General features: G+C 40.0%; 13 protein-coding genes and 1 pseudogene. 13 read left to right on the top strand and 1 reads right to left on the bottom strand.

Features of this window, described 5'->3' with window-relative positions:
* Positions 1–491 (bottom strand): annotated as a pseudogene (locus tag AB6E30_RS19340) (helix-turn-helix domain-containing protein); the annotation flags it as partial.
* A gap of 449 nt (positions 492–940) precedes the next feature.
* Between AB6E30_RS19340 and AB6E30_RS19345 the strand changes: the two are divergent.
* From AB6E30_RS19345 to hsdR, 13 genes are read left to right on the top strand one after another with little or no spacing between them, the layout of a single operon-like run.
* Positions 941–1,108, top strand: a complete 168-nt coding sequence (locus tag AB6E30_RS19345) for a ribbon-helix-helix domain-containing protein (RefSeq protein ID WP_372104893.1) — start codon at positions 941–943, stop codon at positions 1,106–1,108.
* A 38-nt stretch (positions 1,109–1,146) separates the two neighbouring features.
* Positions 1,147–1,497, top strand: a complete 351-nt coding sequence (locus AB6E30_RS19350; protein WP_372104895.1) for a hypothetical protein — start codon at positions 1,147–1,149, stop codon at positions 1,495–1,497.
* A gap of 21 nt (positions 1,498–1,518) precedes the next feature.
* Positions 1,519–4,215 carry a hypothetical protein gene (locus AB6E30_RS19355; RefSeq protein ID WP_372104897.1) on the top strand — a complete coding sequence of 899 codons (2,697 nt, stop codon included), beginning with the start codon at positions 1,519–1,521 and terminating at the stop codon, positions 4,213–4,215.
* Positions 4,215–4,868 carry a hypothetical protein gene (locus AB6E30_RS19360; protein WP_372104899.1) on the top strand — a complete coding sequence of 218 codons (654 nt, stop codon included), beginning with the start codon at positions 4,215–4,217 and terminating at the stop codon, positions 4,866–4,868. The genes AB6E30_RS19355 and AB6E30_RS19360 overlap by 1 nt, the downstream gene beginning before the upstream one ends.
* Positions 4,868–6,289: a hypothetical protein gene (locus tag AB6E30_RS19365; RefSeq protein ID WP_372104900.1), complete on the top strand. Its 1,422-nt coding sequence runs from the start codon at positions 4,868–4,870 to the stop codon at positions 6,287–6,289. Before AB6E30_RS19360 ends, AB6E30_RS19365 begins: the two co-directional genes overlap by 1 nt.
* A complete protein-coding gene (locus AB6E30_RS19370) occupies positions 6,289–8,121 on the top strand; it encodes a hypothetical protein (RefSeq protein WP_372104902.1) in 1,833 nt (610 codons plus the stop codon). Before AB6E30_RS19365 ends, AB6E30_RS19370 begins: the two co-directional genes overlap by 1 nt.
* Positions 8,121–8,900: a flagellar motor protein MotB gene (locus AB6E30_RS19375; RefSeq protein ID WP_372104904.1), complete on the top strand. Its 780-nt coding sequence runs from the start codon at positions 8,121–8,123 to the stop codon at positions 8,898–8,900. Before AB6E30_RS19370 ends, AB6E30_RS19375 begins: the two co-directional genes overlap by 1 nt.
* Entirely contained in the window at positions 8,900–9,895 is a 996-nt protein-coding gene (locus AB6E30_RS19380) for a hypothetical protein (protein ID WP_372104906.1), read from the top strand. The genes AB6E30_RS19375 and AB6E30_RS19380 overlap by 1 nt, the downstream gene beginning before the upstream one ends.
* 12 nt (positions 9,896–9,907) lie before the next feature.
* Positions 9,908–10,828, top strand: coding sequence for a hypothetical protein (locus AB6E30_RS19385; RefSeq protein ID WP_372104908.1), 921 nt, complete (start codon positions 9,908–9,910; stop codon positions 10,826–10,828).
* A gap of 49 nt (positions 10,829–10,877) precedes the next feature.
* On the top strand, positions 10,878–11,294 hold the full coding sequence (locus tag AB6E30_RS19390) for a hypothetical protein (protein WP_372104910.1): 417 nt from the start codon (positions 10,878–10,880) through the stop codon (positions 11,292–11,294).
* Entirely contained in the window at positions 11,258–11,725 is a 468-nt protein-coding gene (locus AB6E30_RS19395) for a hypothetical protein (protein ID WP_372104912.1), read from the top strand. The genes AB6E30_RS19390 and AB6E30_RS19395 overlap by 37 nt, the downstream gene beginning before the upstream one ends.
* Positions 11,725–12,846: a CRISPR-associated ring nuclease Csm6 gene (gene csm6, locus AB6E30_RS19400; RefSeq protein ID WP_372104914.1), complete on the top strand. Its 1,122-nt coding sequence runs from the start codon at positions 11,725–11,727 to the stop codon at positions 12,844–12,846. Before AB6E30_RS19395 ends, csm6 begins: the two co-directional genes overlap by 1 nt.
* A gap of 44 nt (positions 12,847–12,890) precedes the next feature.
* Complete coding sequence (gene hsdR, locus AB6E30_RS19405) at positions 12,891–16,463, top strand: type I restriction-modification system endonuclease (RefSeq protein WP_372104916.1); 3,573 nt, start codon at positions 12,891–12,893, stop codon at positions 16,461–16,463.
* Positions 16,464–16,624 lie beyond the last annotated feature (161 nt).

Below are 16,624 nucleotides of genomic sequence, written 5' to 3' on the forward strand. Positions count from 1 at the left end.
TTCGACGGTTTTTTTCCTGCTCCAACTCTTCCAACTTTTTTAGAACGGCATTCTCAGTTCGTAAGTAGATCAACTCCTCTCTTAGCTCCTCAAGTGTCATTTCATTATCAGGCTTAGTGGTTCGTTGAGGTTGCTGTTTCATTGAGGGTCTTCCTTTTTGGCGTATTTCGAGCCCTTTGATACCGAGCCCATTAAATCTTTTGAGCCAGACAGAGAGTATCCCAGGGGATGAGAGGTTTAATACTGCGCTAGTGTGCGTGAGAGACCAATCATTCGTCCACATTAAATTCAATGCTTTTCGTTTTGTCTGAGCAGTAGCAGCATGGTTAGTTGGTAAAAATGAATCAATAGCATGGATGGAAAAAGACTTGAGCCCAATACCGTATCTGTCTTGAAGAAATTGAATATTGTTTTGCTAAGTAGAGAGATGACGTGCCATCTAAGTATTGCTTAGCAATGATACATTTTAGCTCTCGGCTATATTTGGACATAAAAAGACCTCCAGTAATTGGTGTCCAACTATTGGGGGGGCAGTTCACTAGTGTGGGCTTTTCTGTGTCCTTAATTCCTTTCTTATCAGTGGTTTAGTTGTTTATTGGTCTCAAGAGATCCCACGATGTGTTATAAAATCCACAGTTTAAAGTAATCTCTGAAGTAGTCTTTTAAGATCTAATCAATTGCGAGGTTACTTCAGGGGGTTACGATGGCGAAAAAAGGGCTATTTTCAATTTGCTGTGGGTCAGATCTCCAGCATTCTGTAGCCCTGTAAATCGAGCGTCAATCTCTAGAATAACGAATCCGATTGTAGAGCGCGCTATTACAAATCGCAATAAATAGCAAGTGTGTTTTTCAACATATTTTGGAATAAGTGATATTCCAAAATAAAAATAATTTAACACTTATACTGCACCGCTTCGCACCACAATAGTGAGAGGTCATAATGAGTAAACCACGTATAACAATCCGTTTTGATGAAGAAGTATACGCAGAGATACAAAAGCTAGCAGAAGAGCAAGATAGGAGTATCAACTGGTTAGTGAACAATCTATTGCAACAAGCACTGAAGAAAAATAGTGATGAGATTAGTTTAATCAATCCCTCAAATTAATTGTCTATTTATATTTGACTCGTGTTGAAGGTGAATAAATGTATACGGTAGAGCAATTTGTAGACCGAATAACAACTATTAATCGAGCTTGGAAGATTGCCCAGCAAGATGAAAACCTAGTTATAAAAAATCAATTGTCGGAAAGACTTAAGTTACAAAAAGCAAATTGGCAACTCGAGTTTTTGAGAGCTTACCCTAACAAGGTATGGCTTAAACCCGATCACGAAGTAGAAGCTAATGAAAATGTGTATAGCGTCCGTTTCGGCGATGAAACAGTATTAACATCGGATGGCGATACTAAGTGGAATGCAGAACACTTACCGGCACGAATAGCAAAAGAACACTTAACCGAAGTAGAGCTCACTAGAGCACTGCTCCCTAAATATTAATTTTCAATGTAGACAGCTTAAATGACATTAATCGACGCAATTTTTTACACTTTGATAGTTACACTTTCGGTTGTTGCAGGCTATAGGTTGTGGAAAATCAAAGGTGAATATAGCCAAACTCTAAAGGAATTCGATGTCTCTTGCATGACTATAAAGGGCTGTGCTCCGACAAGAATCGATCAACTAGACAATACAGCTCAAAAGCTGGCGTATAAATTGTGCGTTCTTGAATCTAAAAAAAATGGACAGTTCGCAGCGATAAAGTATGGCCGTGTCCTAATAAATAAACCACTTGATCAAGCAGTACCAACTGCAAGTCTTGCTGACCTAAAGTCCGTTCCTGCCATGCTAACAACATTGGGTATTTTGGGTACATTTACTGGTATCAGCGTTGGTTTATATGAATTAGGCAGTGGCTGGGATGAAGTATCGCAACTTGCTAATCAAGCAAAAGAACTCCTAGGGGGAATGAAAACAGCCTTCTTTACTTCGATCGCGGGTATGGGAGCAAGTGGCATCATTATGCTCCGCCTCACGCTAGTACAATCAAAGTTTACCAAAATGAGACAAGAGTTAATTGTTAGAATAGAAGGGCATGTACAGAGCATCTCTCCAAATGAGCTTCTCCATAGTATCTTAGATCAAGCTAAATCATCTGAAACGGAACAAACTGATTTTACGGATCTGACTCAGGCACTTCTAGCAACAACTGAAAAAGCAAATGGAATAACCGCTAGCGAGTTTGAAGAAATATCTAAACGTATTAGCGCAGGTGTTGAAAAAAGAATCAGCGCTTTGGAGTCAACCTTTGACAACAAACTTGTGTCATTAGAAAAGGCTCAAACTAACTCAATAAATCAGATTCCAAGAGAGTTCAGTGCTCAGCTTAATTCTCTAGTCACGCAACCTATAAATAGTCAATTAATGGGTATGGGTAGAGAGCTTGAACAATCCAACAGTGCTTTGACTACTATCGCTCAAATGATGGAAGAACAACACGAAAGTTTACAGTCTGAAATTCAAGTACCGACATTAGAAGACATTAAGCAAGTATTGGTTGACGTTACAGAACCTTTAGTAACTGTTACGAATAAGTCAAATGGCGTACTGGATTCGATTGCAGCATCTACATTAGAAAGCAATCAGCATTTAATCGAAGCAACTTCGAGCATCAATAAGATTGATCATGGTCTAGAGCAATTGGTTGGACACGGTTCAAAAACCAACACAACACTAGAAACGGTGAAGACATCGACTAGTGAAGCGTTAGATAAAGTAGATTCATCGCTTGAAGCTATTGCTGGACATACAGGGTTACTTAACAATGTATCCGGTGAGCTTCAATCTGTATCGACTCAAGTTGAGAAGTTAGTTACCCCTACCGAGCAATCTGTTGCAATCGCAAACCAAGTTTCTTTGAGCCTGAATAATGTTGATAAAGGTTTAGGATTACTTATTGGCCAGTCATCAACAACCAACGCTACGTTAGACACAATTAAATCAACGGCAATTGAAGCGCAAGAGAACGTACAAAAATCACTTATTACAATTGATAAAAATACGGCACAAGTAACGGATGTAGTTAGTGGAATAAAAACGGTATCGCATGGCATTGTAGAACTCTCAAAATCCCGTGATAAAGAGTTTGACGTCCTGGTATATGCAATGCGTGAACAAATAGTTAAACCTATTACTGCTGAGCTTAGTCAAACGAATAAAGTGGTACACGAGTTCGCACAGGTGAGTGATAAGTTAAATAATAGTGTGGCGAAAACTGTTGAAGAAATGGCAAAAGCAACGAGCATTATTGAGAACTTTGAGCAGGAAACATTAGCTAAATTGAATGACTTTGCAGGGTCAATGGACAAGTCCTTAAATGAGTTCGCAGTGAATAGTACTAAAGCGCTCAATTCGATTACTTCCGAAGTACAAGGCATTGTTAAGCTCGGAAATGAATCAATTAAAGAACAAACCCAAGCATTTAGCTCAATGGTGTCAGATTCAGAAACCATCTTTAAAAATCAGGCAGCCACGCTATCCAACGTAGGTAAAGAGTCTGCATCACTAATGAGTTCAGCCAAGAATGAGTTAGTTAACGGACTTGGTGATATAGACAACAAAGTGAAAGATATGTCTAGAACTGTCCAGGGCGAACTAAAAACGTTCAGAGATGAATACCAACAGAACTTAACTACGTACTTTGAAGAACAAAATAATGCTCTTGAGAAATCATTAGAGAGTCAAAAAGATGGATTAAATCAAGTCGTACAAAACTTTGCTGGAGTATTTAAAGAAGAGTATGACAAACGTAGCCAGTTAATTACTGATCTAAATACTCAATACGCACAGTTGGTAGACTCGACAACTCGCATTCAATCTATGGCGAAAGCAATAGGATTAGACCGTGCTAACTCGTTGAGCGAGTTACAATTACATGAACAAACGTTAGGCCGCCAAGTTCGCGAATTGAATACGTCGTTCACTAAAGCATCGGAAGAATTCACTAAGGTCGCGGCAAATATGAAGCCAGAAATGGATGATTACTTTGCACGAGCGAATAAAGGTGTAGCAGAGTACTTTACTTCGTTTGATGAAGTATCTTCAAGAATATATACCCGACTTGATCGAGCTGCAGAGCTATTTATTACAGCTAAAGAAGAAGCGGATGAAGCTGTTATGCTTGCTGAAAAAGCAAAGACAGTAACAGAGGCTAGCTAATGCAGGTGCTCAATAATGTTCAGGAATCTGAAGAAGTTGACCAAACCGGCACTTGGTTATCTATCAGTGATTTAATGGCTGGCATTCTTATGGTATTTACGTTGCTACTTATAGCAACGTTAGCACAATTGCTTGACTACGAAGAACAGTCACGTAATAACCGTGTCATCATAATTGAAGGGCTTCAAGAAGGTTTAGAGAAAGCTGGAATTGAATCACGTATTGACCCTTTAACCGGAAGCCTGTCACTAACTGAAGGACTAGAGTTTGATGCAGGACAATACAGCTTAAAACCAAAAGGCAAAGAGTTTCTTGATAAGTTAATCCCAATCTATAGCCAGGTAATTTTTCAGTCACAAGAGATTTCCGATGAAGTACTTCATTTAGTAATCGAAGGACATGCAGATAAGAGTGAAGTTAAAGGTCGAGGATTGTCTTTAAGTGTTAGACGATCTGAAGCCGTGATTAACCATCTTGATTCAATGATCTTTCATTACAAAGGCCAATTTCTTAATAAGATCTTACCAGCAGGCAGGGGAAACCTTGATGCGGATCTGAGTCTAGATCCTGCTGAGAATAGAAAAGTAGTGTTCCGATTCGAGTTTCAAAGTCATGACCTGAAAGAACTTATTACGTCTGAGGTAACTAAGTAATGAGCCATAATTATCCTTGGTTCCCAACGCCTGCATTACCTGAGAGTTTAACCATTCAAAACGTGACGCCACCATTCGGTGGAATTAGGAGTAAGGGTGATAAAAAACTAAATACTTTTAGTGATAAGACCTTATTTGAGTTACTAGAACGCCTTAAACTCCAAGGCGAGTTGAGAGACATTGAATGGATGATAGTCTTTACGCGAGATGATGAATTCAAAGCGATGCTAGCCAACGAGTTGTTACATGCGACGAAGCTAATTTGGATGCATCTTATAAAAAGTAGTCGTTTACTTAATAGGACACTGAGTAGATTGATGCAAGGGCAGGATAGAGGGTATCTATCAATAGCGTCTTCACTTGTTGACAGTATGCCATCGAATGTCTCACAAATTGGTTCAATAAAAGATAAGCAGCGATTTGCTTGGGTAAAGGCCGTAATTACTGATGACTACCTAACATGTGCTCGAATATGCATGAATAGAGGGTGCTCAATACACGAGTTTGTAGAGTTACTCGGCTTTTCTGTTAAGGGAGAATACTTAAACAAAGTGGTAAATCTCGCGGCTAATGTTTTACCGGCCTCTCCTGATGAAAAGCAACTTAAATGGTGGTTAGCGTGTCAGAAAAAAATGAGCCGAGATATGACTCTAGAGCAATTAGAGGTTCTACTGGCTAAAACTACCTATGTAGAAAGCGGGACGAAGTTTGATAAGTGGTTAAACGAACACTGTCTCCCTGAATCAGATAATAGTTTGTGGTTCTCGTTATCTCAAGAATCTCAACAAAAACTAAAGAGCTTTTACAACGTAATAGAGTATTCAGCTGTAAAAGATCTGTTTAAAAAGCTTTGCGAAACTAGACTAGATCCAAATTTGAATGAGAGAGAGGTTAACCACCTTGAAAAGAGAACTTCGTTTTGGGGTGGTTATAGTGACTCATTCGTAAGGGTTCGATTTCTTCTAACTAATCGCTCAATGAGGCTGCTCAACAAACGACATGATATTTCAAAATATCGTGTAACAGTAATGCAGGAAAATTCTTTTAACGAATTGAGTGAGATTTGCATATTCGAAACAAAAAATCATTTTTTAATTGAAAGATTCAGAGGCTCTTTTTTTGATTTAGGAGTTTTTAATAAAACTCGAGAGCTAGAGAAAATTTTATTTGAAAAAGAAAATCTAGATGGGAATATAATTTCCCAATTGAAACCAAACTGGGTTCATGATCACCTGAATCATTGGCAAACCCGTTTGATTAAGTTTCTTCATCCGTTCGGAATAAATCAAAACCAAGGGTTTAAAAGGTGGAATTATGATCTCGATAGTGATGAGCAACAAACTGTGAATAGCATGTTACAACGTAGATACCAAAACGTACCAGACAAACGAATATATTTTAGTAAAGGTAACTTAAGATAATGGCTACAATCTTCCAAGATCCAATGACAATAACATTTAGCTTAATTATTGTCGTAATAGCCTTACTGGCAGCAAAAAACTTACACGCTGCGACGAAAGGCTTATTAACCCAATTAAATGAAGTTAATACAACGTTAAAAGGCCTTACTCATCAACATGAATATGATGATGAAGGAGAGTTGATTGAAACTAACTGGGAACCTAACTCAACGACAATTGCTTACCAAAACTATAATAAAATGAGTAATGCAATTGTTAGTGCAAACTGTTTGAAGTCTCCTTGGGAGGAGTTTCAACGCAGCATGCAATTACCGAACAAAGATTATGTATTGGATGGCGATGAAGCACCAGCCCTACGCAATACTATCCAGGTAAAGTCCCTATTTGATATTTCAAATATTGTAGAACCTTATTTAAATGTTCGTCTATATACATCGGCCCCAAATATTCTAACAGGACTTGGCCTTCTATTTACATTTGTTGGCTTAATGATTGGTATTGGTGAAGCATCAGTTGGACTTAGTTCTAGTGACATTGATGATGCTAAACAATCCCTTAATCCCCTTTTGAGCGGTGCTAGTATTGCTTTTACCACTTCAGTTGTAGGCCTTCTACTATCAATGATTTTTTCTGTATTTGAGAAGGTGCAATTTTATAAATTAGAAAAAGCAGTTAAAGAGTTCTCTGACTACTTAGCAACTCATATCGATATAGTTGATGCTGACAAACTGGCCGCTATGCAATTGCATGCGACAGAGTCTCAAACTAAAGCGCTTTCTGATTTTCAGCTAGATCAACAACGTATTACCGATGAAACAATCACTCGCGTATCTAAAGAATTTAGAGAAACGTTATTACAGTCAGCAGGTTCTGAAATTAAAGAGCTGGGCTCATTGCTTTCTGAGATGAATGAAAAACTCGAGTCGAATATCACACGCTTTACTGATAGCCAAGAAAGAATGCAGTCAGTGACAGAGTCTTTAACAGCGTCGATTGAAGAGTCGTTTGGCAAAGTAACAAGCCAATTGGTTGAAAGTGTAAATAGTATGGGCGCACGTGAAGGTGAACGTGTTCAACAAGTGATTGATAGTTTCCGTGAGGTGATGAGCGAAATCGAATCAGCTCATCAAAGTTCAAGTGAACAAATTCAAAGATCAGCTGAGCAAGCAACAGCTTCCACTTTCGCACAAGTAGAGAAACTTTCTTCTGAAGCTTTACCAAGCATGATATCTGGTATCTCAGCGACTCTAGAGCACTCTTTAGACGGAATGTTAGGAAAAGTTCAGGCTGCAGATAGCAGTATGAATAACCTTGTTGACCAATTTTACAAGACAATTGAAATGCAACGCGTGATGACTAAAGAAGTGTCGGGTAATATTGAAGTAATGGGGCGCTTACAATCGCAGAGTAACGGATCATTGGAGCATGTAAGTAATATGCTCGGACAGTTAAATGAGTCCAGCAACAAACTACTGGATGCGAATAGTAAAGCTTCAGAAACAGCTCAGCTCTATTCAATGACATTAGATTCTGTTAATTCAGCTACTAATAAGAATATAGAAAATGCACAGGCTATGAATATAGCTATGAAATCTATTAAAGAAGCAATATCGCAACAAACATCACAAAGTGCAGAGTTCGAAGGACGTTTAAACAATGTCTTTGAAGGGCTTAAAGGTGGACTAAGCGACTACGCAGCGCAAGCTAACACACACTTGAAATCATTAGACTATTACTCTGCTGAAGTGACTGGAAACCTAGTCACGGCGACAAATGAATTACGAAGCACTGTAGAGGATATTGCAGCACTACGTGTGAAAGAGGCAGTGTAGTGGCATTTTTCGGCTCAAAAAAAGAAGAGTCTAATTACATGATGTCAGTGGCTGACATCATGTCTGGACTGATGTTCATTTTTATCATAACTCTCGCTATTTTTGTTGTTGACTTCCTCGTAGCTTCGAAAGAGCAAGAAGAAAAAATGAGCCAACTTACCCAGGTTTTAAATCAACTGGATGAAAATAACATTATGCGCGGTCAAATGCTGAGCGATATGCAAGAAGCAATGGCAAAAAAGAGTGTTGAAGTTGAAATTGATCAAGAACATGGCGTGTTAAGGCTAAACGAAAACTCGGTACGCTTTGATACGGGGGCGTCAAGGTTGAGTGATGAGCAGATGAATCGTCTGTCAGTTGTCGCGGATGTGCTGTCAGAGATACTACCTTGTTATGGTGAGAATCAACTAGATAATGGAAAATGCTTACCAGAAACAAGAGGTAAGATAGACTCTGTTTTTGTAGAAGGTCATACCGACAATGTGCCCATTACGGGGCGATTGAGACAAACGTACCGTGACAATTGGGAGCTGTCTGCACATCGAGCAATGTTTACATACCGAGCGATGACCAAAGAACAACCATTGTTAGCAGAAATGCTAAATAGCAACGGTCAACCTGTTATAAGTGTTAGTGGCTACGGTGAGGGTAGGCCTGTACCTGGGCATAGTTATAAAGTACCAACTAATGATCCAATAAACCGAAGAATTGACTTTCGCTTCATCATGAAGCCGCCGAGTTTGACAGAAACGCAAGCAGCGCTAGAAGGAAACCTCTAATGGGTGGCGTAACTAATAATTTGTTCTCTTTAACGGTAGAAGATTGCCATCTCAAGCGCACTTTAGATAATGTTGAAGAAAAGCTGTTTCACACAACCTCGGCACCAGATGAAGGTTTGTTAAATAGTCTTTATCCAATTATCGAGCAGAAGATTATCAATAATAATTTGATCGTTGATACGACGCCTTTGATCTATCAACGATACTTACCTTGGATGCTTTTTGAAAGAAAAACGAAGAGCTATTTTTGGGAAGGATTACTAACGATCGAAGGTGCCTGGTCGCAGATTTATCAAATGCTGCTAAATCGAATGGATGCGTTAACCATGCACATTTTGGTGAGCGAGGTTCAAAGCAACTCATATGGATTAACTGGCGATTCATTTGCAAAAATTGTTAACGATATTGAAAAGTTAACGTCAAATGATAACCCTCAGCGTTGGTCGCAAATAAGACTAATGATGGAACAACGTCAAGACGATTCTAATATTACTGGGGGGTGGTCCAGGGTAGTGCTTGCATCAAGAGCTAATGCCATATTAACCACGTTCAGTATTTTTAGGTCAGCGACTCATGAACAGAATGCAGATGACCAAAAGTTAAAATCATTAAACTCTGAAAGAAATGAGTTTTGGAGGCAATACTTCATTAATGGCAAGGTACCCTATGCCTGGCTAGTCGTGCCTTCTAAAAGCGATGTGACAAGCAAGTCTGGAAACGTAATTTCGACTAACGAGCCATTAGAAAAAGGGATAGCACTGTGTTTCCAGGTAGGAGATTACTTGGTAATGGAAAAATCTGTTCTGAATGGTGTAATAGTGAGTGACCTTCCTAAAGGTGGTGAAAATATTAAACAAGCCATCAAAAGAATGTACAACGAACCACCATTAATAAAGCATAAGTTTTCAGGACATGGTTATTGGCAATATCGTACATCTAGCTACCTAAAGAAGTCGACACAGTTTATGCCTCGCCGTTCTGAATATTTAAAGTAAGAGTATCCACCGATGATATGGTTAAAGAAAGAAGAAACTAATTATTTTATGTCAATATCAGACATAATGTCAGGGCTCATGTTCATTTTCATTATCGTTCTAGCTGTCTTTGTTGTGGACTTTTTAAATGCGTCAATTAAACATGAAAAAATCATTGCGGAACTTGAAGTCGATAGAGAGCTACAACGGAAAATAAATGAAACTCTAATACTTGAAGAACAAAAAATCAGAGAAGAAAACCAAAGACTTCAGGAAGAAAGAGCATCGATTAAAATAGAGAATAGCAAGTTACAAAATGAACGAAATATTGCTAGAGGTATTTTGGGGGAGCTTTCGGAAAATCAACGTTTACGGTCCAAACTATTAGAAAATATACAAGCAGCTTTAGTAGAAGCAGAGATCGCAGTGATTGTTGATGAAGAGCATGGGATTGTTAGGTTAGATGAAAATGCCATCCAATTCTCAACAGGGGAAGCATCATTAAATGACCTCTACATGAAGCGATTAATGCAAGTTGGTAGAGTGATGGAAGAGATTTTGCCATGTTACTCAATAGCGCCTCCGAAAAATAAGCATTGCTTGCCAGAAACCGCGGGTAAATTGGATTCAATTTTTATTGAAGGGCACACCGATAACGTGCCAATTCGGGGAGCCTTGCAAAATAGGTATTTTGATAACTGGGATCTATCTACAGCTCGTGCGAACTATACATTTAAAAATCTGGTCGTTGATAACCGCTATTTAGCAGAAATGAAAAACAGTAATGATCAACCAATATTTAGTGTTAGTGGATATGGTGAGGGTAGACCTTTAGCAGGTCATGATCATCAAACGCCTACTTCAGATGCTCGCAATAGACGTATTGATTTCAGGCTTATAATGACACCACCTACTGTAACGGAAGCCCAACGGGCACTTGAAGGTAATATCTAATGAGCACTATTAGTTTGCTTGCATTATTTTCTGTGGGGCTAATAAACTAGTGAAACGTTATAATTATTTGAATCAAATGGTTGCTTTTATAGCTCTAATCTTTAGTTTTGAATCGCTTACGGCCGAGAATATGTACGAAACTAATGACGTAGAAAATAATGCGACCCTATTTGTAGACGCACAAGCTGGTCTAAAATATCTAGATTGGTGGATCGATGTAAGAAAAGTGTGTTCTAACAATAGCCAGGGTATTGTGAGTATTGAGTACGCAAAAGGCCGTTCAGTTAGTATGTTAAGCAACTGCTATGGCGATGGCTACACGCTTACTCCAATATTAGATAAAGAAAAAGAATCACTTTTGGAGTTGCTTGAAAAGAGTGACCACTTTAGTTTTGGCGTTTTGGTGTTCGATATCAAACGGTATGATGTTTGGTTAAAAAGCGAAAAGAAACCGAAAATGGGTTAGTTACGCTATATCGCTCAATTGAGGCTGGTCAAACGAGATATAGTGAACTCAAAAATAAAGATATTTATGAACGTGGTTGGATGGATGCTCATAAAGAAAACAAGAGAAACCTTTCAAGTCTTAAAAGCCAGCACGCTAAACAGGTGTCAGAGATAGAAGCGGAGCTTGAGCGTAAATACAATAGAAGCATGTTGAATTTTAAAGCTAATAGTGATTCTGATTTACAATATGTCAGCGCAGCAAAAGATAAATACAAAACCATATCCATAGTGTTCATTTTATTTACGATATTACTGTTATGTTTCTACCTGCTTAAATCACGAAATCAACACACCGCGAACTCAAAAAATGATGGAGAAGAGATAAAAAAATTGCGAAAACTAGTAAGCGAATTAGAGATAAAGTCTTGTATGGAGGGTTTAGAAAAATAATGAAAAACATCCTACTCGCGACAACGGGCACAAGCCCACAAGTTCTTACAGAAACGTTGTTTGCTATTCACCAAAGTGGCCGACCATTTCCAGATGAAATCTATGTAATTACGACACTTAGTAGCAAGCCAGTGTTGGAAAATGGCTTATTTAGAGACGGGCATTTCCAGGCACTACTTGATGAATACAATATGCCACCAGTTAAGTTTGATGAAAGCCATATCTGGCTCATAGAAGATGATAACGGTAATAGCATTGATGATGCCAAATCCATTGACGATCAAACCTACATGGCTGATTTTATCACTCACAAAGTGTATGAGTTGACTCAAGATGACAATGTTGCCATTCATGCCTCACTCGCTGGTGGACGTAAAACGATGGCATTCTACTTTGGCTATGCTATGTCGCTGTTTGGACGAGAGCAAGACACGTTAAGCCACGTTTTTGTGGATGATGAATACGAATTCGTACGTGATTTTTGGTACCCAACCAAGCAGCCTAAATGGGTAACAGGCAAGAATGGGCAGGGTGAAGTAGATGTGAGTAAAGCCAGTATAACCCTTGCTGAAATTCCGTTTGTACGTATGCGAAGCTCTGTTGATCCAAGCTTAATCTCTTCAATGGAAAAGTTCTCGTTTAGTCAAACCGTGGGAATGCTCAATGCCAGTCACAACGAAGACTTAAGCGTTACCATTCGAAAGAAAGCGAAGTTGATCTCTGTTGTTGGCGTAGACATTAAACTCACGGCAAAAGAGTGTGCCTTTTATCTATGGTTACTGGAAAAAGAAGATTCAGGAGTTTTAGTCGATAGAGGTTTTGATTCAGATGCAACCTGCAGCAAAGAGTTTTTAAATACCTACCTTGAGATAGCCAAAGACCCACGCGTTTTTGATACTTTCAAAACAACACCTGAAGATTTCAAAGACGGAGATTTTAGCTCGCTAGTCGGTATGGCTCGTGAGTTCTTACAACCGATATGTTCAACTATAAATCGTAAGCTTAAAAACGCTTTACCGAGTGATATAGCAAATAAACTCGAAATAAAGTCGTTATCAGAAGCTCATAACCAGCGTTATGGGATTACGTTAGGAAAAAATAATTGTATTATTAGTCAGTGAATTAGAGCAAAGAAATGTTCAGTAATGTAATAGGTGAGCCATCAATGACAACATCGAATTTTGAGTTTCTCCGTACAATCAGCCCAGACATGTTCAATGCGCTGCTATCCGCAGAGCAAAACCTCCACAATGATCCAAACATTACCATGGTTAAAACCCGTATGTTTGGCGAAATGTGTGCGCGAAGTATTGCGGTCGGTATGAACATAGTTTTGCCAGAGCAGCAAATCGATCTTATAAAGGCGCTAAGAGAAACGAATAAGCTTTCTAGCATTATTGAACCATTTCAACAGCTTCGAATTGTCGGTAATAAGGCTGTACATCAGAACTACGCCAACCCAAATGATGCCGTGCGTATTTTAGCGCTCTCTCACCATATCGCATTTTGGTACTACAAACTTAAAAGCGGCAACTTCAATGAAGCAACACCTGCGTTCATTCAACCCGTGCCCCAGAAAGACAATGCAGCTTTAAATGAGCTAGCAACGCTGAAGCAACAACTCAAGGCTTTCCAAGAGAAAAGCGCCAACACAGAAGAGGCGATACTGCACAAGCAAGATAAAATCGTCGATCTTAAAGGCTATATTTCAATTCTTGAGAGCCAAAAAACAGAAACCCAACAGCAAGCCCAAGATCGTATAGCAGCATTAGAAGCAAAGCTTCTAGAAGAAAAACAGAAATTTGAAGCTCTCAGTCAAGACCAACAAAAAGCACAAGTTGTAGAGTTTGAATCAGGGCTCAAAAAGAACAAGTTTGAACTGACCGAAGAAGAAACGCGGTTCATTATTGACCAACAGCTGCGCCAAGTAGGTTGGGAAGTCGACAGCGAAAAGTTGAAGTACAGCAAGGGTGTTCGCCCAGAAATTGGCAAAAACAGAGCCATCGCAGAGTGGGTGATCGACTCTGCCCAACACAAGGCTGACTACGTGTTGTTTATCGGCCTACAGCCCGTGGCCATCGTAGAGGCGAAGAAGAAAGCACTGAGCGTACAAGACGCGCTGCCTCAGGCTAAATACTACGCCGAAAACTTTAACTACCAAGAACACGCTATACAAAATGAGCTGGTGTTTGTTGGTGACGTATTGGCAACAGCGAAACCTGCTGTTAAAAAACGCCCAACATTAAGTTTAAATAAAGTCGCAGAAGAGACCAAAGCGACCTATCAAGCTGCCAATAGCGAGCTGCGCGAACAAGATAAACTCAAGCCTATTCCTTTTATCTACAGTGCTAACGGTCGAGAATACCTTCAGCAGATCAAAAGCCAAAGTGGTATCTGGTGCGCTAATGCCGATGGAACTCAGCAGCGCGTATTAAGCGCGTTCCACTCTCCTGCAGATATACAAGCAAAGATCAGAACCGACAAATCCAAAGCGTTAGAGTGGCTACAAACACACTCAAGAGACGAGCTTGATCTGTATAAGCCTTCAGAAGCCGCAGTGGTAGCGGTTGAAGATGCCATCGAAGCAGGGCAAGAGAACCTACTCGTCGCCATGGCAACAGGTACAGGTAAAACCCGTGTCGCAGGGGCAACCATGTATCGTTTGCTCACTTCAGGCTTATGCCGTAACGCGCTATTCTTAGTCGATAGACGTTCACTCGGTACTCAAGCGGTAAACTCATTTAAAGAGTATCGTATTCGCCAAATGCCATTGGCGGATCACTACAACCTCTATGAGCTGGGTGAACACACGATTGATGCAGGCGACAAGCCGTGGATCCAAATCGCCACCGTTCAGTCGTTATCTCTTATGCTGCAAAGTGAAAATAACCCGCTAACCCCAGGCATGTACGACTGCATCATAGTTGACGAAGCGCACCGTGGTTATAACGAAGATGTTGAGCAGACTGAAGGCGAGATGCTATTCCGTGACCAAAAAGAGTATCAATCTAAGTACCGAAATGTACTCGATTACTTTGACGCTATTAAGATAGGTCTTACCGCGACACCTGTTCGTCACACGGAAGAGATCTTTGGGAGTCCGGTTTATGAATATCGCTTTAAACAAGCGGTTCTTGATGGGCGTTTAGTTGATCAAGAGCCAATGATAGAGGTAAAAACCGAACTCTCTGAGCAAGGCATCGCACTAGAGGCCGGTGAAACGGTAAAACAATTCGTTGAGGGTGCTCCGGTAGACAAGGTGCTCGAAGATGATCTGAATATCGATATATCCGGATTTAATAAGCGCGCGATAGTAACGAGTTTTAACCAAGCCGTTTGTAATGTACTACCTGAATATATTGACCCTAGCCAGCCAGACAAAACACTCGTATTTTGTGTCAATGATCTACATGCCGAAGAAGTGGTAAGACTGCTGAGAGAAACTTACAAAGAGCAGCTTGGTGAAGAAGTTAACGATGCAATCATTAAGATAACGGGTAAGTCAGTGGGGGGGGACAGTAAGCAAATAGAATCATTAATTACCCGTTATAGAAAAGAGCGCTTACCAAATATTGTTGTTACAGTAGACCTACTTACAACGGGTATTGATGTCCCTTCTATCCGTAACCTTGTCTTTTTAAGACAGGTGAAAAGCTTGGTGTTATATGAGCAAATGAAAGGTAGAGGAACACGTTTATGCAAAGAAAACAATAAACAGTCATTCCGTATTTTTGATGCCGTAAATTTGAAATCAACGATAGAACAATACGATGCGACAAAATTGATGAAACCCGTAGGAGCGAAAATCAATGTTTCAGCAGAGCAGCTAATTGAAGAGATGGCAAATGTTGACGCGAACGATCATCAGGAGCTTGATGGAGACACTTTTGCCCAAAAAGCATTGGACTCGCTTGTACTTAAATTAGGTCGAACGCTTAACAAAGCAAAAACAATACGCCATGAAAAAGAGCTTGTGGGAACGGAAGCAAATCAAATGCAAGCGATGCTAGAACAAGCGATTCCAGAACTTGGTGGCAACATAGAGCATTTGCCAAAGCACTTACTTAGCTTAGGCCCAATAGCGGCGGCAAAATTACTGAAAGAAAACGCTTGGATCGTAACGGCGGAACAGAACCTGCGTAGAGCGATTAATTTTGGCGAAAGAGCACCATTGATTTACGAAGGTGATGCAGGCGAAGTGACAGTGACCCAAGATTGGGGGGGGTATAAACAGCCAGAAGACTATCTAGAAGCCTTTAGCCGTTACATTAAAGAAAATAGTAATAAAGTGGCCGCTTTAGATATTGTGGTCAATCGACCAAGAGACCTAACCAAGAAAGACTTGGTGTCGCTATTAACAAAACTCGAAACTCGACAGTTTAACGAACAAACCTTATTACAAGCACGCAAAGCCGCCAAGCAAGAAGATGTGGCCGCGCGAATTATTGGCCTCATTCGCCAAGCTGCCATAGGTAGCCCGTTAGTCCCATTTGAAGAACGCTTAACCCATGCACAAGAAATGATCACAACGCGTTATAAGCTTACGAAATCCCAACAAAAGTGGTTAAAGCGTATTGTAAACCAAATGCGTGAAGACCTAGTCCTCAACGACGATTCCTTTAAAGTGGGTACGCTGCGAACCAAAGGTGGCAAAAGCCGAGCAGACAAAGATCTAGATGGTCAATTAGACATCATTATGAAAGATCTGGTGGATGCGACATGGGGTGAATCCGCGTAGAATAGCGACCATTAATAACCAAGCATCGCTGGCATACAGCAAGCGGAAGGCTTGAATAAAACGATTAACTTAAGGATTGGCTCAGTGCCAATCCTATTTTTTCAACTGGCATACAGAGTTCACCAATAACAAGAATTCATTGCGAATAAGTGAACAGCCAG

The sequence above is a fragment of the Vibrio sp. 10N.247.311.12 genome, assembly GCF_041467515.1.
Lineage (GTDB): Bacteria > Pseudomonadota > Gammaproteobacteria > Enterobacterales > Vibrionaceae > Vibrio > Vibrio crassostreae_C.